General features: G+C 37.8%; 20 protein-coding genes, 1 tRNA gene and 1 pseudogene. 5 read left to right on the top strand and 17 right to left on the bottom strand.

Going from position 1 to position 22,212, the window contains the following annotated elements; genetic code table 11:
- The first annotated feature begins 19 nt into the window (after positions 1–19).
- Entirely contained in the window at positions 20–397 is a 378-nt protein-coding gene (locus ADH99_RS01960; RefSeq protein ID WP_049554666.1) for a VOC family protein, read from the top strand.
- A gap of 267 nt (positions 398–664) precedes the next feature.
- Positions 665–1,531, top strand: coding sequence for a zinc ribbon domain-containing protein (locus ADH99_RS01955; RefSeq protein ID WP_049554667.1), 867 nt, complete (start codon positions 665–667; stop codon positions 1,529–1,531).
- 69 nt (positions 1,532–1,600) lie between these two features.
- Here the strand turns inward: ADH99_RS01955 and ADH99_RS01950 are convergent, their stop codons facing one another.
- From ADH99_RS01950 to trkA, 5 genes are all read right to left on the bottom strand, one after another.
- Positions 1,601–2,212, bottom strand: a complete 612-nt coding sequence (locus ADH99_RS01950; protein ID WP_239652362.1) for a DUF4230 domain-containing protein — start codon at positions 2,210–2,212, stop codon at positions 1,601–1,603.
- Between the two features lie 250 nt (positions 2,213–2,462).
- Positions 2,463–2,789 (bottom strand): hypothetical protein, encoded by a 327-nt coding sequence (locus tag ADH99_RS01945; RefSeq protein WP_049554668.1) that lies wholly within the window; start codon positions 2,787–2,789, stop codon positions 2,463–2,465.
- A 209-nt stretch (positions 2,790–2,998) separates the two neighbouring features.
- Entirely contained in the window at positions 2,999–3,949 is a 951-nt protein-coding gene (locus ADH99_RS01940; RefSeq protein WP_049554669.1) for a DUF1002 domain-containing protein, read from the bottom strand.
- A 119-nt stretch (positions 3,950–4,068) separates the two neighbouring features.
- Positions 4,069–5,532, bottom strand: a complete 1,464-nt coding sequence (locus ADH99_RS01935; RefSeq protein WP_049554670.1) for a TrkH family potassium uptake protein — start codon at positions 5,530–5,532, stop codon at positions 4,069–4,071.
- A 10-nt stretch (positions 5,533–5,542) separates the two neighbouring features.
- On the bottom strand, positions 5,543–6,895 hold the full coding sequence (gene trkA, locus ADH99_RS01930; protein ID WP_049554671.1) for a Trk system potassium transporter TrkA: 1,353 nt from the start codon (positions 6,893–6,895) through the stop codon (positions 5,543–5,545).
- A 121-nt stretch (positions 6,896–7,016) separates the two neighbouring features.
- Between trkA and ADH99_RS01925 the strand changes: the two genes are divergently transcribed.
- Together ADH99_RS01925 and ADH99_RS01920 are read left to right on the top strand one after the other, a co-directional pair.
- On the top strand, positions 7,017–7,451 hold the full coding sequence (locus tag ADH99_RS01925) for a SprT family protein (RefSeq protein ID WP_049554672.1): 435 nt from the start codon (positions 7,017–7,019) through the stop codon (positions 7,449–7,451).
- 36 nt (positions 7,452–7,487) lie between these two features.
- Positions 7,488–7,570, top strand: a tRNA-Leu gene (locus ADH99_RS01920).
- 520 nt (positions 7,571–8,090) lie between these two features.
- On the opposite strand, the gene gorA is transcribed toward ADH99_RS01920, so the two are convergent.
- The 3 genes from gorA to gpmA form a co-directional block, all read right to left on the bottom strand.
- On the bottom strand, positions 8,091–9,440 hold the full coding sequence (gene gorA, locus ADH99_RS01910) for a glutathione-disulfide reductase (protein WP_049554674.1): 1,350 nt from the start codon (positions 9,438–9,440) through the stop codon (positions 8,091–8,093).
- 591 nt (positions 9,441–10,031) lie between these two features.
- Entirely contained in the window at positions 10,032–10,574 is a 543-nt protein-coding gene (locus ADH99_RS01905; RefSeq protein WP_049554675.1) for a hypothetical protein, read from the bottom strand.
- A gap of 11 nt (positions 10,575–10,585) precedes the next feature.
- The gene (gpmA, locus tag ADH99_RS01900; protein WP_049554732.1) at positions 10,586–11,272 is read right to left on the bottom strand and encodes a 2,3-diphosphoglycerate-dependent phosphoglycerate mutase; all 687 of its coding nucleotides are present in this window, start codon (positions 11,270–11,272) and stop codon (positions 10,586–10,588) included.
- Positions 11,273–11,444: 172 nt separating this feature from the next.
- On the opposite strand from gpmA, the gene ADH99_RS01895 reads away from it, so the two are divergent.
- A complete protein-coding gene (locus ADH99_RS01895; RefSeq protein WP_049554676.1) occupies positions 11,445–12,641 on the top strand; it encodes an O-antigen ligase family protein in 1,197 nt (398 codons plus the stop codon).
- Positions 12,642–12,696: 55 nt separating this feature from the next.
- On the opposite strand, the gene ADH99_RS01890 is transcribed toward ADH99_RS01895, so the two are convergent.
- From ADH99_RS01890 to ADH99_RS01850, 9 genes and pseudogenes are all read right to left on the bottom strand, one after another.
- The gene (locus ADH99_RS01890) at positions 12,697–15,618 is read right to left on the bottom strand and encodes an insulinase family protein (RefSeq protein WP_065427289.1); all 2,922 of its coding nucleotides are present in this window, start codon (positions 15,616–15,618) and stop codon (positions 12,697–12,699) included.
- Between the two features lie 726 nt (positions 15,619–16,344).
- Entirely contained in the window at positions 16,345–16,884 is a 540-nt protein-coding gene (locus ADH99_RS01885) for an ECF-type riboflavin transporter substrate-binding protein (protein WP_049554678.1), read from the bottom strand.
- Between the two features lie 15 nt (positions 16,885–16,899).
- Positions 16,900–17,811, bottom strand: coding sequence for a UDP-N-acetylmuramate dehydrogenase (gene murB, locus ADH99_RS01880; protein WP_049554679.1), 912 nt, complete (start codon positions 17,809–17,811; stop codon positions 16,900–16,902).
- A gap of 34 nt (positions 17,812–17,845) precedes the next feature.
- The gene (locus ADH99_RS01875) at positions 17,846–18,787 is read right to left on the bottom strand and encodes a Gfo/Idh/MocA family protein (protein ID WP_049554680.1); all 942 of its coding nucleotides are present in this window, start codon (positions 18,785–18,787) and stop codon (positions 17,846–17,848) included.
- A 3-nt stretch (positions 18,788–18,790) separates the two neighbouring features.
- Positions 18,791–19,489: a 5'-methylthioadenosine/adenosylhomocysteine nucleosidase gene (locus ADH99_RS01870; protein ID WP_049554681.1), complete on the bottom strand. Its 699-nt coding sequence runs from the start codon at positions 19,487–19,489 to the stop codon at positions 18,791–18,793.
- A gap of 15 nt (positions 19,490–19,504) precedes the next feature.
- Positions 19,505–20,029 (bottom strand): GNAT family N-acetyltransferase, encoded by a 525-nt coding sequence (locus tag ADH99_RS01865; RefSeq protein ID WP_049554682.1) that lies wholly within the window; start codon positions 20,027–20,029, stop codon positions 19,505–19,507.
- The gene (tsaE, locus tag ADH99_RS01860) at positions 20,022–20,495 is read right to left on the bottom strand and encodes a tRNA (adenosine(37)-N6)-threonylcarbamoyltransferase complex ATPase subunit type 1 TsaE (protein ID WP_049554683.1); all 474 of its coding nucleotides are present in this window, start codon (positions 20,493–20,495) and stop codon (positions 20,022–20,024) included. The genes ADH99_RS01865 and tsaE overlap by 8 nt, the downstream gene beginning before the upstream one ends.
- Positions 20,496–20,582: 87 nt before the next feature.
- Positions 20,583–21,320, bottom strand: coding sequence for an amino acid ABC transporter ATP-binding protein (locus ADH99_RS01855; protein WP_049554684.1), 738 nt, complete (start codon positions 21,318–21,320; stop codon positions 20,583–20,585).
- A pseudogene (locus ADH99_RS01850) lies at positions 21,320–22,084 on the bottom strand (amino acid ABC transporter permease); the annotation flags it as partial. The pseudogene ADH99_RS01850 and the gene ADH99_RS01855, both read right to left, overlap by 1 nt.
- Between the last annotated feature and the right edge of the window lie 128 nt (positions 22,085–22,212).

Here is a 22,212-nt window from a genome sequence, read left to right as displayed (position 1 = left end):
AAATAAAGGAGGTCACACCATGTCAAAAATGTTGCATACTTGTGTCCGTGTTGAAAATCTAGAAGAAAGCATTCGGTTCTACGAAGAAGCATTCGGTTTTAAAGAAACAAGAAGAAAAGACTTCCCAGAACATAAATTCACAATCGCTTATCTCGCTTTTGAAGGAGATGACTATGAATTAGAATTAACATATAACTATGGTCACGGACCATACGAAATCGGCGACGGATATGGTCATATCGCAATCAGCGCTAAAGACCTTGAAGGACTTCATGCTGAACATTTTGCAAAAGGCTATGATGTTACAGACTTAAAAGGTTTACCAGGACATCCTGCAAACTACTATTTCGTGAAAGATTTAGATGGCTACAAAATCGAAGTAATCCGCGAAAAATAGTTCATACATGACATTCTACACACCCTCTGCTATAATGTATTCTATGCGATGAGGCGACACGCAGTACATTAGAGACTGCGAGTTATGTGGAACAGGAGTGCTTTGGCACACTACCGGATGTAGCTGTTTGTAGTTCGTGATGTGAACACGACCTACTCATCTGAAAAGATGCCACGCTAAGACTAGGAGTTCCTAGTCTTTTTTTATAGTAAAATTATGATACAATAGCAATGAAATTTAGTAATACATACGGAAAGAGGAAAATTCATGAAACAATGTCCATTCTGTCATGAAATGATTGACGAAAAAGAAACACTCTGCCCTTATTGTGGCACCGTTCAAGATGAACTTTCTGCTCCTACTGCCATTGAGCCAAATGATGGAGTTCAAACAGACTTATTAGACGAAAATAACGAACCTACTGCTTCATTCACTACAAAAGTGGAAACGAAAATCCCAGAAGAAGATAACCGTAGTTCACAAGAAAACCGCGTAAAGAATAACCGCTTGGCATATGCAGGTGCGTGGAATAAATTCAAACGATTCTTTGCTTTCTTTGGAGAACGTTTGATTCATCCAACGAATCAATATTCGCGGAAACGTCAATACAGTCGTACTTACGGGTACGCGTTAATTATTCTAGCGACTGTAATGTCTGCTTTCATTACAACTCATGTCATTCATACATTATTTACGCAGTATCAATTATTTGCTGATATTTCAATCTTACCAAGCTTAACGAGTACCCCAAATTATATTTGGATGTTTGTTAGATTCTTGGTATTTTACGTATTCTTCTACCTAGGATTCCCTACTATTTCATATGGGCTGAAACATGTTTTCCAAAAACGTCAACATGTCTTTAACTACTGGTTAACTCAATATGAAGGAATGAATGTCCTCGCAATTCTATTATTAGCAATCTCGACGGTTATGACTTTTATTTCTCCAGTGTGGTTTTTCGTTGGAATCTTAATCGTATTCTTTGCACATATTTTACTTTATATTGTGACACTAGCGTCATCTATTTTTAAAAGCGCAACGGAATCCTCTATCGATCCAGTATACTTATCACTCATTGGTTTAGTAGTACAATTAATTATCACCATCAGCCTACTCTTAATCTTATTTTAAAATGCAAAAGGAAAACCCTGACCATTTCTGGTCAGGGTTATTTGTTTCTAAAAATCCTATGTGAAAGTGTTATTCTGAAAATTCTACCGTTATCTTTACTTCAGAATCCATTGAAGCAAATATAGTTTTATAATAATTGATTGCAGATTCTTTAATGTCACTATTAAACTTATCTAAATACTCTGCTTGTTTATCATTAGAAAGTTGGTTAGTAACCAATTTGCCAGTATCAACATCTTCTGTAGTTCCACTTAACAGCTCTCCATGATTATCATACAAATTGTAAGGATTATCTTTTGAAAGTTCAACACCAATTACTTCAAATTTTGGAACGATAACCTTATATTCTTTTTCAGCTATTTGTTCAACCTTTACACTACTTTTAATTCCAAATTTAGCTGTATAATTTAAAATCACTAATGCTGTTTTTCTAGAGAACGGCACATCAAACCCAAAAACTTGGGTTGTTTTTGTTTCAGTAATAATTTCATTAACTCCTGCATTCAAAAATACAACTTCATTCACTTTTTCAATACTTTCGATATTAATTGAAGATTTGATTTCTGATTTTTGTTGTTTAGGTAAGAAAAATAGCACTCCAATAGCTATAATAGCTATTAATACCACATTCAATAGAACACTAAACATATTAAATTTCTTCTTTTTATTTGTACTTCTCAATTTACATACCCTCCACTATTTTTGCTTTTCTGAAAGAAACTTCTCTTTTAATAGCATATGTAAATTTTACACATTCTAAAAATAACAGTCAACATAATATTTCATATTATCTTCTAAAAATATTAATACCCTCCAAAAAAGTATAAAATAAGGTTGTTGCATCTTATCTTATTCTAAAACAAAACAGAAAACCCTAACCATCTCTGGTCAGGGTTATTTGTTGATTTTAACTCTTTTTCATGATTAGAAACTAGATACTCTTTCTATATTTTCTAAGAAGATTTCCTATCAATTGTCCAATTAAACTAATCGCTCCATAGATGATTATATAACTACTGGCAGAGTCATTTAAAATATACACATTCGGAAACCATAATAATCCAACGATAACAGAAAAATACCATCTAAATCCGTTCTTTAGAGCGAAGACAACAGAAATAAGGAATACAATTATAGGGATGACCATCAATAGTAGAAAGATGCCACTTCCTGTATCTTTGACTAAATATAATGGAATGAAATAATATATCATGGCAATAACAATATAAACGGTATACTTTTTTATCCATTCTTTCATTGCACTCTCCTCCTTTTTACAAGAGCTATCTTCTTAAAAAAATATAACATTAATTTATTTTTTTATTGTGAAGACCTTATTGTGATATGGAAGAAAAGCAAAAACAGCCTTCCAAGAACCTAAAGAGGGGGATTCTAAGAACTTACAGCTGTTCTTAGTTGGTTCTTGTACGACTGCTTTTTGTTTATAAAATATTCAATCTGACTTTCCTATTGTTGATTGAATAGATTTTTAATACTTTCAAAGATAGAAGTGAAAAATTGGGCAATTTTATCCAACCATCCTTCGTTTTTGGCTTGTTCGACTAAGCTGTTAATCTTTTCGCCGACTGATTTTGACAAGCTATTTAATTGTTCTAATACTTGTTTGGAATCAATCGCACTTGTGTTTTGGTAGTTTTGTGCAAAAGCGACTAATGCATTAATTTGATCTTTAGAAATCACATTTTGCAACGAGTTATTCTTCAACGCATCATTAATAATGCGTTCAATATCTTCTTTAGTTGCTAATTGTCCTTGCTTTTGTTTGAGTTCCGCAAGTTCTTTTTTGATTTCAATCATCGCTTTATCGAGTTTTGAGGAATCGAATCCTTTTTGGTTTGCATTCTCTTGCGCGATTTTATTCGTCACTTCTAATTCCTGTTGAGCAACTTCGGTACGTTTGGCATCTAATTGAACTCCATTTGCTTCGAAGGCTTTGTATACTCCTGTTAAGGCAGACTCTCCAGTTACTTTGGTAACTGCTGCGACTTCAATTTCCGCATCAGTTACCCCAGCAGTGATGGCCGCATTAGCATATTGCTCAGCTGTCACTAGGGTGATGTTTTCAGGAGTCTTAATACGAACCTTAACTCCAGTTCCTTTATCCTTCTTTTGAACCATCACTGAAGAGATCATAACAGAAGTGTTACCATCTCCACTTCCAAGATATTTAATCATATCTTGCCCAGTTGCTTTTTCTATTTTCACTGTATTCGGATCTTTAATTCCTAATAACTCTGATGTCTGTTTAATTTGTGATTCATTTAATCCTCCACCATAAACAACGGTTGGTTTTCCCCATTTTTCATTAATGGTCGTTGTATCAATGGCATATGCACTTTTCATGGATAATCCCATCAATGCAAGGACGATTGCGGTTCCTTTCACCCATTTCTTCATGAATGAACCTCCTTTATTTAAAATCGTAACTCACTTGTTACACCTCTAGTATACAAAAAGAACTTTAAGAAAAGAGTGCTCTTTCCTTAAAGTTCTGTATCTATTTGTTTAAGAATTTGTTAACGTCTTCGAGTAAATGCCTTCATGGTTGTTGGTGAGAAAAGCATAATGATTGGATAAATTTCCAAACGTCCTGCAATCATCCCAATTGAAAGGACAAATGTATTGAAATCCGAATACATCGAGAAGTTGCTTGTAGGCCCAACTTGACCAAGCCCTGGCCCGATGTTGTTAAAGGTTGCGGCCACACTTGAGAAGGCTGTTGTAAAATCGCCTGCTTCAAATGACACGCAAAGTAACAATACGAGGAAGAACAGTACATACACGATTAAGTAGTTGGCAATACTCTTCTCCATCTTATTGTCGATTGGTTTTCCATTCATCGTTGGTACAAATACACGGCGAGGTTGCCCCATACGTTTTAATTCGGCAATCGCACTCTTGAAGTACACGATAACACGAGAAACTTTAATCCCTCCGGCTGTTGACCCTGCGCATCCTCCAATAAACATCAGAAGTAGAAGGAGCACATGTGGGAACAATCCCCAGAGTCCAAAGTCGACCGTTGAATATCCGGTTGTCGTAATAATCGATGATACCGTAAAGAAGACGCTACGAATCGGAACTCCTAAAGCCGTTTGAGTAATCGTCAATACGGTAAAAATAATCATCGTAAAACTGAGGACGATTCCGACATATGTACGCATTTCTTCGTCTTTAATCACATCTTTAACAGCGCCTAAAAGGACGAAGTAGTACAAGTTAAAGTTGATTCCAAAAAGCATCATCCCTACTCCGATAATCCATTCCACAGCTGCAGGATTGGCGTAGATACTAAATCCAGCATTGTTAATCCCAAAACCACCTGTTCCAGCTGTACCAAACGCTAGAAGCAAAGCATCAAAGAGCGGTACTTGGAAGACGACCAGAATAATCACTAGTACAGCAGTCATTGCTAAATAAATCATATATAAAATTTGTGCCGTATGCGCTAATTTTGAAACAAGTTTTCCAAACACAGGTCCAGGGACTTCCGCACGCATTAATTGTACGGATTCGGAACCATGACTTGGCAGAATCGCAAGTGCAAAAACCAGTACCCCCATCCCACCGACTAAGTGAGTGAAACTTCTCCAAAATAATGAAGAATGCGCTAATACAGAAAGGTCTGGAATAATACTTGATCCTGTTGTTGTTAACCCACTTGCTGTTTCAAAGAAAGCATCTACAACATTTGGAATTTCACCCGTAAAGACAAAGGGTAATCCTCCAAAGAAAGAGAGTAAAATCCAACTCAACGCAACGGTAACAACCCCGTCTCTCGCCATAATTTTAAGCGGCTCCGGTTTTTTAAAGCTTAAGAGAGAGCCAATTACAAGCAACATCAAAATCGTACCAGCATAAGCAAGTTTTTGAGTATGTGACTCCTGATAAATAAAGCTAACAATTAGTGGTAAAGCTAAAAGTGCTGCTTCAACTTGAAGCATTTTCCCCACAAAATAGCGAACTGTTTTTATATTCATTGCGACACCTCTATTCCAAAATGTCGTTAATGTCGTCAAAGTCTTTTTCCGTTGTCACGACGATTACCTTATCAAATGGTTCAATGGTATCATTTCCGGCAGGATAGATTAGTTGTTGTCCACGAACAATAAACGCAATCAAGAGATTTGATTTTGTTTTGAGTTCTGATAATGGAATGCCACAAATCGCACTATTCTTTTGAACACGGAATTGCAGTGCTTCAACTTGGTTATCTGCTAAACGGTATAATGCTTCAACATTTGAGCCTTGAGTATTTGAACGTGAACGAACGAATTGAATAATTTCATTAGCCACGATATGTTTTGGAGTCACAACTGATTGGCTGTCAAAACCTTTAAATACTTTAAGAAGAGCTGGACGACTCATCTTCGTAATGATCTTTTGAACGCCTTGTTGTTTCGCATAGGCAGAAAGGATTAAGTTTTCCTCGTCAATCCCTGTCATCGATACAAACACATCATATTCTGTAATGCGTTGTTCCTCTAATACATCGTGATCAGTTCCGTCGGCATGAATTACTGTTGTATGTGGAAATGCATAGCTTAAAGTTTCACTGCGCTCTTCATTTACTTCAATCACTTTCGTATCGATTTTAGTTTGTTTCAACATATTGAGTAAATAATAGGTGATACGACCACCACCAACAATCACGGCCGAAGAGACACTCTTCGTTTCTTGTCCTGTTAATTTTAAGAAATTACGTAAGTCAGGATAAGCTCCAGTAATATACACATGATCTCCTGCTTCTAGTGTTGAATCTCCGTCCGGAATAAAGCTTTGTTCGTTACGATGAATCACACAGATTAAAATAGATTCAAAACGATTACGCACTTCTTTTAAAGATAATCCAGCAAGACGTGATCCTTCATTGATTTCCAATTCCAGTAAGCTCACTCGATTTCCAACAAAATTTTCCACACTTAATGCAGAAGGATAATTAAAGTTATTCGCGATATCACGGGCAGTAGAAAGCTCAGGGTTAATCAGTAATGAAATTCCTAAACTTTCACGAATGAGTTGTAATTGTTGTGAATACTCAGGATTACGCACACGTGCAACTGTATATTCCACCCCAATTTTTTTCGCAAGAATTGATGCAATAATATTAATTTCGTCCATTTCCGTTACGGAAATAAAGATGTCACAGTTTTCCACTCCTGCTTCCACAAGAATATCGTAACTAGTACCATTTCCACAAATTCCCATAATATCGAATTTGTTTAAGAGTCGATCAATTAAATCTTGATTTTTATCAATCAATACAATGTCATTTTCTTCCGTTGAGAGTTCTTGGCAAATGACTTCGCCGACTTTCCCCCCACCGACAACAACAATTTTCATTTAGTTTCCTCCAGATTGAAAATCTTATACCCTCCTATTTTACCCGTCTGGTGCGGAAAGGTCAAAGTTTATCTTGTTTTCTAAAGGTGCAAAGCATGTTACACTATGGTCGGAGGCAACTATGAACGAACACGAATTACAAAACTTAACCGAGGAGATTTCGCGCACGTCTTTTCACCGCGAATTCACGCACAAAATCACTTATAACAATCGTCTACGCTCCAGCGGTGGTCGTTATCTTCTGAAGACGGGAAATATCGAGATTAACCCCCTTGTCGAACAAGAACTGGGGCTAGAAACTTTGACTGGCGTCATTAAACATGAACTCTGCCATTATCACTTGCATCAAATAGGTGGCGGCTATCGTCACCGTGACCAAGACTTCAAACGCCTGCTCGCTCAGGTAGGTGGAAGTCGATTTGTCGAGCGAATGAGAGATCCGAACTTCATTTACGAATGCACATCGTGCCATCACCGCTACCCTAGAATGCGTAAGATGAATACAAAACGCTATGTGTGCGGAAAATGTCACGGAAAACTAATCCTTTTAGATTGAAATTCCAACAAACATTTGATAAACTGAAATAGTTCTGCGGTCGTGGCGGAATGGCAGACGCGCTGTCTTGAGGGGGCAGTGGGTGTATACCTGTGCGGGTTCAAGTCCCGCCGGCCGCATAAAGAAAATGAAACACCCTAGATGGATGACCATCTAGGGTGTTTTTGTGGTTGTAAATCTAAATATTTTTGTGCAGTGATGAAGGCAAACTCACCGTCACCCAACATTCACACTGTGAATATTGGCTGAACGCTTTTGCTCACATCCTGTGTAGTTGAGTTCAGGCTCGTAGCTTTCGCGTTCCTTTCCGATAATTATCCGCACGTCCTTATCGGACGCTTGCGTTAATTTCGGTAAAGGGTCGAAAGCTGACCACTCGCCTTCACATCCCTGTATAGTTGAACTCGGGCTCACAGGACTGACGTCCACTTCCTGATATGTCCGCACGACTTTTTTCAAAGTCCCTTGCGGCATATCAGTCCAGTGATTCAGTCCTGAGCGTTCGCCCTCGTATCCTGCTGTAGTTGAGCTCGCAAAAGCATAGGCTCAAGCCTTTCGAGTTTAGTCCGCACGGTCTTCCAGACCGCTTACGGCTAAACTGCGAACCGTCATCGCCTATAAACGCCTTTTCTCACATCCTTAACGCATCGTCACAAATTCTTCGCTTCCCGTAGGATGAATGGCTACGGTTGCATCGAAGTCAGCTTTAGTGGCTCCCATTTTAATGGCTACTGCGAAGCCTTGAATCATTTCATCAACGCCATATCCAATCCCGTGAAGTCCAACTACTTTTTCATCTTGTCCTGCTGTAATCAGTTTGAAGCTCATTTGTTGGCGATGACTTGTTACTGCTGAATACATTCCAGCAAAAGTTGATAAGTATGTTTTCACGTTTTCTTTCCCATACTCTTTAACGGCTTGTTCTTCACTAAGCCCTACTGTTCCAATGGCTGGGTGTGAAAAAACAACTGTCGGAATCGTTGTGTAGTCCATTTTGGCGTTTGTTTGTCCGTTAAATAAACGTTCTGCTAATGTACGGCCTGCTTTAATCGCTACTGGTGTTAATTCTTTTTCACCAGAAACGTCACCCAGTGCGTACACTCCTTCAGCCGTTGTTTCTTGGTACTCATTCACTTTGATAAATCCACGTTCTGTTAATTCAACACCTGCTGCTTCAAGGTTTAATCCAGCTGTATTTGGAACGCGTCCTGTTGCCCAAATCACTTTTTCAGCAGTGAAACTTGTTCCATCTTCAAATTGAATTTCCACACTATCATTTTCTAATTGAACGAGTTTTTGAGGCACTTTATTAGTATGCAAAGTTGGTCCTGATTTTTCCATTTCCTCAACTAGCACTTCAATAATCGAATGATCGAAGTTACGAAGTGGACGATCGCGGCGAACAAATAGGTCTGTCTTTACGCCTAGAGCATGTAAAACACCCGCAAGTTCTACGGCAATATATCCAGCACCTAAGATGGCTACTGATTGTGGCAACTCATCCCATGCAAATACATCGTCAGAAGTGCCTCCAAGTTCTTTCCCTTCTACATTTGGAATCGCAGGTTTTGCGCCTGTTGCAATCACAATATGTTTTGCACGATACTCTTCCCCATTCACTTCAATCGTGTGGGCATCAACAAAGCTTGCATATCCTTTAATTAAGGTCACGTTGTTACGTTCAAATGTTCCATTATAAGAAGCGCGTGAACGGTCAATATACGCTTCACGATTTTTCTTTAGTGTCTTAAAATCGAATTTTACATTTTCTGCTGTAAATCCATAATCTGGTCCATACGCGTGAATCGCTTCTGCAATTTGCGCTCCATACCACATAATTTTTTTAGGAACACAGCCGATATTTACACAGGTTCCTCCAAGTAAGTTTCCTTCCACTACAGCTACTTTTGCACCATGCATAGCAGCACGATTGGCTGTGGCAATACCACCACTACCGCCACCGATAGAAATTAAATCAAATTCTTTCATTCATTCTTCCTCCTTTTTGTCACATTCATTCTATCAGAACACTTTTGCTTTTGTCTTAAACCCTGCTCATAGAATTAGTTTAGGCACAGAAAAAAATGATTACTTCTAAGCCTTGCGGTTTTATTTTATAATCGCTGTTACGGGGCACCGGACCAAGCCTTAGTCTTGCTCCTTCGAAGCTTCAAACGGGAGTAAGACCAAAGTCAAAACAGGACTCACAGTGTGAGTCCTGTTTGCTTTGTAGTCTTACCCCCGCAAGGCTGATTAGAATTAAGCGAATCACAAGTGATGAAGCTTGATTCAATCAGCTACTGCGTCTAACTTTATAAACTGTTTTAACTACGGAACAAGTTCCGACTCCGCGTAGTTCACATTCGATGCTTTTCACGTTACTGCGATTATAAAATCCGCAGGCTTCTTCGTAATCATTTTTATGTGCTACTTATTTTATGAGGCAGAGTTAAATTGTGCTCTGATAGAATTATGTGCCAAATAACAGACTCTTCGCTCCTTTTTACTATACCGGTATGTTATTTCTGCTTTTAAGTCTGGGAGCTCTCTGCAATCTAGTTTATTCTCTATGTGCTGGAACTAGAGTTTTTCAAGCCAGATGGCGCAAAGTGTTTGGACAGCTGGAATAACGGTTGTAATGGACCCATGGTTATCGTATGCCTTATACCAGAGTTTTCCATTTGAATCGAAAGCGTATTGGTACACTACAATCCAGTGATTTTTATACGGGCTACCTAGAGCGGCAGTTGTTCCTACAATAACAGGAACTCCGTCTTCTAGAAGGCTTGGTGTGACTTTTTCACTAAATAAATTAAAGCGTGTCTTATAGCCGTATTTCTTCCACTCGTCATTGAGTCCGCGTTGCACATCCCAATAAAAGGTTCCCCGATATGGGAACGCGTATTCAATGGAAGCTTCCATGCCTTTTAGAAGCTCATCCATCGTTTGTGTCACGACTTCTTCGCGTTTTGCCATCAGTACTGTTAACGCTGCAGCAGCATACGTCCCACAAATTCCTGGCGTCTTTCCATTTATATAAGCTTTGAACGGTTCCATTTCACTTTCAGGAAGACCTGTCCACTCAACAGTCTCTTCTAATGTGTGTTTTTTCTCCCACTTCATTCGCATCCTCCTTATTTTTCAAAATGGTATTCTTTTACTTGTAGATCTTCGTCTAAATCAAATACAAGCGGTGTTCCTGTTGGAATTTCAAATTTTAAGATTTCGTCTTCACTAAGATTCAATAAATATTTCACTAAACTACGTAAAGAATTCCCATGAGCTACAACAAGAACATTCTTACCGTCTAGTAAATCCACCGCAATCTTATCTTGCCAAATTGGAAGTACGCGTTCTAAAGTTGTTTTCAATGTTTCCCCTTGAGGAAGGTCCTTCACTTGTAAATGTTTATAGCGTGGGTCTTGGGCTTGTTTAGCGGCTTCTTCTTCACTAAGAAGCGGAGGCATCACGTCATAAGAACGTCTCCAAAGCAACACTTGTTCGTCGCCGTATTTTTCACGTGTTTCTTGTTTGTTGAGTCCTTGTAAGGCTCCATAATGGCGTTCGTTTAATCGCCAGCTCTTCGTCTCTGGTAAATAGTCTTGATTTAATTCAGACAAGACGATATGACCTGTATGAATGGCTCTTTTTAATACGGATAAATACACATGATCAAAGGGTATTCCTAATGAGCGTAATACTTTCCCTGCATGATGAGCTTCTTGTTCCCCTTTTTGAGTCAATTCCACATCGCTCCAACCAGTAAATAAATTGAGAGCATTCCATTCACTTTCTCCATGTCGAACAAATACTAATTTCATTTTTATTCCTTCTTTCTGTGAATCTATCTTTATTGTACGCCTGTTTTCTAAATCTTTCAAAGAAGGTTTCCCAACACCTTGCAATTTGCCCTCCCTTATCATTTAGTGGTAAAATAAACTGATATCATTTTCATTAGATTAATTGGTATAAAAATTACCTGAAAGGACCATTATGAAACTACTAACGATTATCGGAAAAATAAAACGATTTTCGAATCAGGACTTAGCGCTATACTTACTCATTATTAGTAGCTTCCTTCCGTTTTATTTATTCCTAACATTGTTTGGCTTATATATCATACTTCTTGCCTTTACCGGGAAATTAACACAAGTTCTAAAAGACCTCGTGTCACACCCAATTTTACTAACATTTATTGGATTTAGCTTTGCTGTTTCGATGGTGTCTGGAAACTATATTGGGGCTGTTATCTCAATTGGCTTTTTGATGTATGCTATATTTTTCAATTATTATCAAAGGCGATTGACACCGGACTTTTTCCATATTGTTCTGCAGACCATCTTACTGCTTAGCATTTTTGCCGCTGGATTTGCATTTTTAGAACATTATGAAATCGTTCATAAATTTAACTACACATTCCTATCTCCGAAGATGCAAGTATGGCACCAAAACCGTGCCGAAGTAACCTTCTTTAACCCGAATTATTACGGAATCATTTGTTGCTTCTGCATTATGATTGCCTTCTACTTACTGAGCATCACAAAGAGTTGGTTCTGGAAGTTCATTGGTGCTGTTGCGATTGGAATTAATCTATTTGGTCTCAGCTTCACTCAAAATAGAACGGCTTTCCCAGCGATTATCTGTGGAGCCATTATTTATCTCTTTACAACGATTCGAAACTCAAAAGCATTCTGGCTCAGTATTGCCGCTTTTGGAATTGGACTGATGTTCCTCTTCTCTAACGATATTGGAGTTCGTATGGGAACTCTTGATTCTTCTATGGAAGAGCGGATTTCGATTTGGAATTCAGGAATGGTTCTCTTTAAAAAAAATCCATGGTTTGGTGAAGGACCTCTAACTTACTTGCACAGTTTTGCAAGAATCGGTGCTCGCTACCATGAACACGCACACAGTTTATATATCGATACACTTTCAAGCTACGGAATTATCGGAACATTGCTTCTTGCAATTGCTTCTTTTAAACCCGTTCGTATGATTTTAGAAATGAGTCGCGATCCAAAGAAACGTCCAATCGTTGGACTCTATGTGTCACTCATCGTTGTTCTTTTCGTACATGGCATATTCGATGTGGCCATTCTTTGGGTACAAAGTGCATTCCTATTCTTATTAGTGATGACAAGTATCCCGATGTGGCTAAAACAAGAAGAAAATAAAATGCCCCATGAATAGTAAACAGTAAAACTCCCAACTTTCACTTTTGTGAAGGTTGGGAGTTTTTGTTGACTTATTTTGTTAAGTTACGGATATTTTTGAAGATGTCTTTATGGTTTTCAATCTTCGTATCATTTCCAATTACAACCAACGCGTTTTGATCCATAATGGCTTTCATCGTTGGAGCGTATGCGCGTACCTTTTCAGGAGTTGCATCTAAGATTTCATCACGGAACTGTTGCACTTTCTCTTGCGTCAAATGCGTGAAATAACGCGTAAAGGCTACTGCACCTTTTTGAGCAGCTGAAAGTGGACGGTCGATTGTACTGAATGTACCAATCAAGTTCTTTTCAAATTCCGCCTCTGACAAGTTGAAGTTTTCTAAGTATTCTACTTGTCCATCATAACGTTCGAGTGTTTCAACGATGTTCGGGTCGCGGTATGAAAGACCTGCGACGTCCCCTTTATCATTGATGATACTCATACCTCCATAAGCCCCACCTTGAACACGAACCGTATTCCATAAATAATCAAGTCCTAGAACTGATTTTAAGAATAAGTTCATTCCGTTCACTGGAACCCCTAGAAGGGTTTGGTTATATCCTTTTGCGACATAGTTGATTTCTTGCGCTGTCTTGAATCCTTCGTTTAACACTTCCACTGGATTTGTGAAGGCTTGTTTTTCAACTTTGTGATTTCCAAGATGTTTGAAGAAGTCCTCTGATACTTGTTTGAAATGTTCAAAGTCTTCCTTACTTCCGACAAAGGTTGCCACTAATTGGTCTGTTGTTAAAATAACCTCTAACACAGCTTTTAGGCGGTCGATAAACGCTTGAGGCTCTTCTTCAAAACCATCCACCACATCGCAAATAAAGTCGTAGTAGTCGATTCCTTCAAGCGATTGTAAGTATTTCGCGCCTTCGTAGTAGTAAGACTCTAAACGACGAAGTGCTGCCACGTGTGAACCATAGTTGAAGTTCATCTCTAAGTCGGCTTTCACATTAAGTAATAGCTCTTTAATTTTCTCTACATCATCTAAGTTCGAACGGTGAACCACTTCTTCAATCAAACTCAAAAGCTGTGGTTGATATTCCGACAAGGCTTTCCCACTCACTGTGAATTTAGGATAGTAAATATTGTCTGCCACGGATTCAGTAATTACAGTCGCATTCGTTCCGATACCGCCAGTGTAGAAGTCGATTTCTGTGCTGAGGGCTTCATCTGTGAAGTTTTCTGTTCCAACTTCCCCTAACACTTCTGTCAAGAAGGCCACGACCGGAATATCTTCTGTCTTCACACCGGATAAATCGAAGTAATATTTCACGTAAGAAATGCCTGCTGTGAAGTCTTCATAGTGTAAAAAGGTTGGTTTGCCATCTTGTTCTTCCACAGTTAGTGGTAATGGCTTCACTTTGCGATCAATATCTTCAATCGAGAGTTTAGGCAATTTCGCCAAATCTTCTTCTTTGTCAGGAGTTGTTTGACGTTCTAATAATTTTTGAGTTTCTTCGACCAATGCTTCTAATTCTTCGTCACTTAGCGAAGCCTTATAGGCAGCTAATTGTTCTTTTAGCGCTTGGTCTTTACGCTCTAGAAGTCCTGGTTCAGGAGAAAGTGTAATAACTGCTGAGTGCGTATTTTCTAATAATGTACTTTGAATTAATTTTTCGAAGTATCCATTGGTCATTTCTCTTTGAATCTTATCTAAAATTGGTTGGTACTCAAATGTCTCGAACACATTTCCACCATATAACCAGCTCGTTAGCGCGTTTAGAGAATACAAAATACCTTTAGGAGTAGAACCTTCTAATGCTGTAAGCTCCTTGTATCGGAACGCCGCCTTGTTTAATGCCGCTTGAATGGCTTTTTGAGAAATTCCTTCTTCAACGAGTCGTTTTAATTCTGATTCAATAATCGTAATAAATTCTTCTTTTGCAGAAGGATTTGTATCTTTCAGAACAATTTCAAATATAGGTGAATATGTTGCCGCACCAAAACCACCAGAAACATCAGAACCGAGTCCTGACTTCAAAAGTGCTTTTTTAATAGGTGCTGTATTACTTCCTAAAAGAAGTTCGTCTAATACTGCTAAGGCAATCAGTGATTCAGCATCTGTACCTTTTCCAGCAGCCCAAACATAAGCAAGCAATGTTTTGTTTTCCTCAGATTCTTCTTGAGAAATCGAGAATTTTGCTTCTAATTCATGTCTTTTTTCAAACGGAGCTTGTTCAACAGGACCAAAGTCATATGCTTTTGGTTCGAATGCATCAAAGTATTCACTTAACTGACCAAAAGCAACGTCTAAATCTAGATTCCCGTATAATGTAACACGCGCATTACTTGGGTGATAATATTTGTCATGGAAATCAACAAATTTTTCTTGTGTTAAAGTCGGGATGCTAGCAGGCATTCCTCCTGAAATATGTTTATACACCGTATCTGGATATAAAGTTGGTTCAATTAAACGATATAATTCTGATTCTGGTTGAGAGAAAGCCCCACGCATTTCATTATAAACAACGCCTTTATAAATCAGTTCATCTTCAGCATTCTCTAGGTGATAATGCCATCCCTCTTGCATTAAAATTTGAGGGTCATGCTTGAAATTTGGATAAAACACAGCATCTAAATAAACAGACATTAAATTGGTAAAATCTTTTTGATTACGAGAAGATACTGGATACACTGTTTTATCTGAATAAGTCATCGCATTTAAGAAAGTATTCAAAGATCCTTTTAATAACTCTACAAAAGGTTCTTTAGTTGGATACTTTCTAGATCCATTTAATACTGAATGTTCGATAATATGCGCAATTCCGTTATCATCATACGGTGGAGTTCTAAACGCGATATTAAAAGCTTTATTATCGTCTTCGTTTTCTAAATAAAGAACTTCCGCTCCTGTTTTTTCATGTTGATATAAATACCCTACAGATCGGATATCTGGTAAGTCTCTCTTTTCTAATAATTTAAAGCCTTTAAATTCTTTTGGCATAAAATTCCTCCTTCTTTTTAAAAGGTTTTCACTTATTTTAACATTTTTGGTGCAAAAAAAGAAGATTAGGGACTGAATTAAGTTATTTGGTGAAGATGCTGGATTTACAATAAATGGAATCACAAATTTATAGGCGCGTGTGTCCATTTATTTACTAGAGAATTTTCATATTTTTAAAATGTAACATATATGTTACATTTTACTTTTTTAAGACTTCTTTTCCGTTGAAAATTTACTATTCAAATATTTAATAGAATTTTATTGAACTCATATAATTTTAGTTCAGAATTAAAACGATTCCTTTTCGATTTTGGTAAACTAAGGGAAATATTTTATTGTGGAAAAATCTTTTTCCAATATTTTTCTATATACGCTCTATTTCTTTGACTAATTATTAGATTTTTATTTATATATAAATCGCTTCTTTTTATATACTAAAAGTTTACTTTAGGGATTACTTCTTGTTTTTATCAGAAATATTATTTTCAATTTTTTGAATCTATTTTGTGTTCAGTTTCAGGTACATTTCCACATATAGTGTGTTTTTCTAAAATATATGATTTAGATTGCAGGAAGATAATTCTCCACTTAATCTTGTAACCATAAAAAAAGGATTAAGCAACATCAATCACTTAATCCCTTAAAAATTTGAAAACTCAAACTTTCTTTCCTAATATACAAAAATCCCTCAATTCACTTATATGTGAATTGAGGGATTTTTCTTTTCTATTGCTTGTTTTGTTTCAATTTGTAGGTCGCATATGCTTTTAAAGAAATCGTTCCAAAAATAGCGACGGTTAATAAATTTAGAATACTTGCAATCCAGCCTTGAGTAAATACAATGGTTGTAGAAGACTGATAGAATAAAACATCTAAGGTTGGGGCAATCAACCCAAAGATTGCAATATTCACTGCCGCTTGAACCACGTTAAATCGAATCATATCGTGTTTTGAAAACACTCCTTGTCGAAGGCTACTTCTTCGAATCGCAAATCCAAACGTAAAACCTAACGCAGCTGAACTGATAGCCCAAGAAATCCATAAATGATCTGTATTGAATAAATCAAACAATACATGGCCAGTAAACCCAACAATGGCAGCTGGAAGTGCTCCAGCAACACCCGCAAAGAGCGCAAGGTACCCATATGCCAATTGAATATATACTCCTTCAATCGGTGTTGTAATCGACGTTAAGGTCATTAAAGCAGTCATGATGACAATTCCTAAAATTGTATAGACAACTGTTTTTTGTAATCCGTCTTTCACAATCCTCTCCTCCTCTTAATGCGATGTAGGTTCTTCTCCGATAATTCGAACTTCTGGTTCTAGAGAAACTCCATCTTTTTCTAAAATTACTTTTTGAATGTGGCGAATTAGATCCATATAATCCGTGGCTGTTGCGTTGTCAATGTTCACGATAAATCCAGCATGCTTTTTGGAGACTTGTGCCCCACCAATTTGATATCCTTGTAAGCCAGCGTCTTGAATTAATTTCCCAGTAAAATATCCTTCGGGACGTTTAAAGACGCTTCCGCATGAAGGGTATTCAAGCGGTTGTTTACTTTGACGTAAATGCGTTAATTCTGCAATTTTTTCGTCAATCTCTTCTTGATTCCCTTTTTCTAATTGGAATCCCACTTCTATCACTAAATCTCCAGTATTTTGAATGAAACTGTGTCTGTAACTAAACTCTAATTCTTCAGCAGAATAGGTCTTTAAGTGGCCCTCTGGAGTAATTACCTCTACATATTCTACAACTTCACTGACCTCTCCACCATAAGCTCCTGCGTTCATATAAATGGCTCCACCTACACTTCCTGGAATTCCACATGCAAATTCCAAACCTGTTAAGCCATTTTTAGCAGCTTCCTTAGAAACGTCAATTAAGGCTACTCCGCCTTCAGCAACAATCTTTGTGCCGTCTACTTTTAAGTGCGACATATCATTCAACATAATTACAGCACCGGAAATTCCCCCATCTTTAATGATAACATTAGAAGCATTTCCCAATATTGTTGTTGGAATATTTTGCTCACGTAACCAATGTGTTACCTCGCTTGCTTCTTGTTTATCCTTTGGAAAAATAAGAATTGCTGCGTTCCCACCAGTCTTAGTAAATGTATATTTTTTTAGAGGTTCATTATAAAAAACTTTAACAGTTGGAAACTCTTTTGAAAATAATGTATAGTCCATACTATTCTCCTTAATCGTAATCCTTTTAATACTACTATTCTAATGAGTTTACGTCAAATGTTAGGAAACCTTGAGGAGCTTTTGCCGTAACGATTCTTTCGCAAATCAAGTGGCTTAACAAGCTACTGTTTGCTGAAACTGGGTTTTCTGATTTTGTCTGAACGGCGATAATAAAGCTATGAATAATCGTCTCAAATCCACGTTTGTACAAAGTAGAATCCCAACTCGTAAAACCATCCAACACATCATCTTGACCTTGAGTAATTACTAAATCCGTTAAGTTTCGAATGGAATAAGTTCCGCTAGGACTTTGCACTTCGATTCTTTCTAAGTTAGCTCCAGAAGTTTCATTGAATTGAACCAAAGCCGTTTCATTTTCATTTTCTAGGTAAACCGTACATTGTTCTAATACTCCGTCCTTTTTCTTATAGAAATAAGTACCATTCGTTGGAAGTGAATCCATTAAGTAAAGTGCTGTATCTAAAGGATGAATAAAAACATCAAAGACTCTAGTTCTTGTATCTTGAGAAGAAACCGTACAGTTCTTTTCTGCAATAATTCTCTTCTTATCTTCTACACTTTTTAAGACTTCTACTTTAGGAGCAAAACGTCTATTAAATCCAGCCATGATGAAGGTATCGTGATTTTTTGCTACTTGATATAACTCCAGCGTTTTTTCATAACTAGGAGCTACTGGTTTATCCATATAAACTGGAATTCCTTTTTCTAAAAATTGTTTTGCCACCTCAAAATGAGCGTTTGTAGACACATGAATAAAGACTCCATCTAACGGAAATTGCAATAATTCTTCAATCGTATTGCAAGGAATACATCTCCCTAGCAATTTAGATTCTCGATTCAACACTTCTTGATTTCGAGAACACATATACCATTTGACATTCCCAATCGAACGCATCACCGGTAAGTAAGCTTTTTGACTAATCGCTCCAACACCAACAATCCCAATGTTTAACATTATTTATCCTTCCCATTCTTGTAGTAATTGATGAACCATTTGAGCAGAACGTTTCCCTGCTTGAACAATAAAAGTATCAAAATCAACAGCAGAGGTCCCACGCTCTGGAATATCTGAAATCGCACGAATCACAATAAATGGAACTCCAAATGCGTGACACGCTTGTGCGATTGCTGCTCCTTCCATTTCAGACGCCATCACATCTGGAAAATGCTTTAAAATATGTGTTCGTTGCTCACGAGTATGGATAAAGCTGTCAGAAGAAACGATAAGACCTGTATGGCTCTTTAAATCCACCTTAGCAATCGCTTGTTCAAGTGACGGTAAGAAGTCCTGGTTCATGGCAAAACGCGCTGGCATACCCGGCATTTGCCCGTAAACGTAATTAAAGGCTGTTACGTCAGCATCACAGTAAGCCAGTTCCGTTCCAATGACGATATCTCCTATTTCAAGAGATGAACCAAACCCACCGGCAGAACCTGTATTCATCACCAAGTCAACTCCGAAACGGTCAATTAAGATCCCTGTAGCAAGAGCTGACATCACTTTTCCGATTCCAGATTGGACAAGTACGATTGACTTTCCAACAAGTGTCCCTTCAATAAATTCCCAATTGGCAACGGTTGTTTTCTTCTCAATGGTCATCTCTTCTTCGAGCAGACGTTTTTCTTCTTCCATTGCCGCAATAATTCCAAATTTCATTCTTTCACCTCATCATTATCGTTCAATCATCTTCGCCATCAAGACAATATCTTCATATCCGTCACCGATTTTTACACCGTTCTTAAGTCGTCCTTCTTCTTCAAATCCACACTTTTCATAGAGGCGACGGGCCTTTTTATTGATAGCTACGACCTCAAGTTCAACACGAGAAAGAGTTGAATAATCCCTCACCCAATCCAGCATTTCTTCCATCATAACGGTCGCAATTCCTTGGCCCCAATATGATTTCAAAACACTGATTCCTAACTCTCCTCGGTGTGAGAATTTAGGATGTAAGCTACCAGCAATCGAACCAACGGCAATAATGGTATCCCCATCTTTTGCGAGTAACATATATTGATTTTCGTTTTCATAGAGTGATTCAATAAACAGTTCTTCTTGAGCGACAGAATATCTCATTCCCTCAGCTCCAAAAGAGAGAAAGTCTGTTTCACTTCCTACTTTTTTACTGTAATCTAAAAGCGCTTTGGCATCGTCTTTGACGGGAAGCGCAAATGTAATTTCTCTTTCTTTACTCATCTTTTGCCTCCAATTTGTTGATAAATTCTTCGTACTCTTTTCCGTGCGGGACTAAACGAATCAGACGTTCAGACTCTGCGTCCCCAACACGGTCGATTTGAACCTTTAAGAATGTCGAAGGAAGTTCATCTTCGATATACTGCGCCCATTCAACGACACACACACCACCAGCATAAAAATACTCTTCGAGGCCTACTTCACTGGCGCCGCCACTTTCTTCAATACGATACATATCCATATGAAATAGCGGAAGTCGCCCTTTACGGTATTCGCGAATCAATGTATAGGTTGGGCTCTTAATGACACGGTCGATGCCTAACCCAAGGGCAATTCCTTTTGTAAGAGTCGTCTTTCCAGCGCCTAAATCGCCTTCTAGAATGACGCAGCTATTTTCAAATAACAGTTCTCCTAGACGCTTGCCTAGTTCCATTGTCTCCTCTTGTGATGTTGTATGTATTTCAAACATGATGATACTCCTTCAAACTTGATTCGTTTGTCATGCATAAAAAAAGAGCCAAGACAAACTGTCTTAGCTCATTATAGCATATTTCACTTATTTTAGAACGCGTCCCAAAAATTCTTTTGTACGGTCTACTTGAGGATGTTCAAAGATTTGTTCTGGCGTTCCTTCTTCTGCGATAACCCCTTTATCCATGAAGACTACACGATCACTAACTTCTTTAGCAAATCCCATTTCGTGAGTAACCACAATCATTGTTAGCCCTGTGTGCGCTAAGCTTTTCATTGTTTCTAGCACTTCATTTACCATTTCTGGGTCAAGCGCTGATGTTGGTTCGTCGAAAAGCAATACATCTGGTTGCATGGACAACGCACGCGCAATAGCCACACGTTGTTTTTGACCACCTGATAATTGACGAGGTTTTGCATTAATGTACGCAGACATTCCTACTTTTTCAAGGAACTCTTTTGCGATTTTTTCTGCTTCCTCTTTTGATTTTTTTAACACTTTCATAGGTCCAACGATACAGTTTTCTAACACGTTTAAGTTGTTAAATAAGTTAAATTGTTGGAATACCATTCCTACGTGGGTACGGTATTCGTAAATGCTTTTGTCATGTTCAAGAATGTTTTGGCCATTGTAGGAAATTTTTCCTGAAGTTGGTTTTTCGAGTAAGTTGACACAACGTAAAAGTGTTGATTTACCAGAACCACTTGATCCGATAATCGTTACTACTTCGCCTTGTTTTACTTCAAAAGAAATATCTTTAAGAACTTCATTAGTACCGAAAGTTTTACTTAAGTTTTGAATGGAAATTACTGCTTCGCTCATTATGCATTTCCTTTCTGTCTAGTTTTTTCTTCGACTGCTGACATTGAGTTTGAGTTCAATGGATCTGAGTAAATCACTTCATAGTTATCTGGACCATCTAATTTACGCTCGAAGTAACGTAAAATACGAGTCACCGTGAATGTCATGATGAAGTATAAAATTAATGTGACAAAGAATGTATCGAAGTAACGGAAGTTTTGTCCCGCAACTGTTTTTGTCGCAAAGTACAATTCTGAAACTGAAATTACGTTTAATACAGAAGTATCTTTGATGTTGATAACGAACTCGTTCCCTACTGCTGGAAGGATGTTACGAAGTACTTGTGGGAAAACAACATAACGCATTGTTTGCCAGTGTGTCATCCCGATAGCTTGGCTGGCTTCAAATTGCCCTTGGTCGATAGAAATTATCCCACCACGAACGATTTCTGACATATAAGCCCCTGTGTTAATCGATACGATGAAAATCGCAGCGAATGTCACATCTAAGTTGATTCCAAACATTAAAGCTGTTCCGTAATAAATTACCATCGCTTGTACAATCATCGGTGTTCCACGGAAGAATTCTGTATAACAGTTTAAAATGATAACTGCAATTTTTAAAAGGATACGTTTTGGTCCTTTTTCTGGAAGTGGAATTGTTTTAACAAATCCGATGAACATCCCGATTAAAGTCCCAATAATTGTTCCAATAATTGAAATATATAGTGTAATCCAGGCACCTGTTAAGAACATTTGCCAGTTCTGTTGAATGATTTTAACAATCCAATCAATACTCATTTAATTTCCTACTTTCTGTATTTTGTGTATGTATACGCCACACGAGGTGGCGGTGTGTTATGTTTGTGCTCCTGCGCAGTGGTTTATTGACTTTCTTTTCATCGCTCGTGATT

The sequence above is a fragment of the Granulicatella sp. 572.rep1_STHE genome, assembly GCF_001073445.1.
In the GTDB taxonomy this organism is placed as follows: Bacteria; Bacillota; Bacilli; order Lactobacillales; family Aerococcaceae; genus Granulicatella; species Granulicatella adiacens.
Note: the sequence above shows the minus strand (reverse complement) of the source record. Positions and strands in the feature narration are given on the sequence as shown.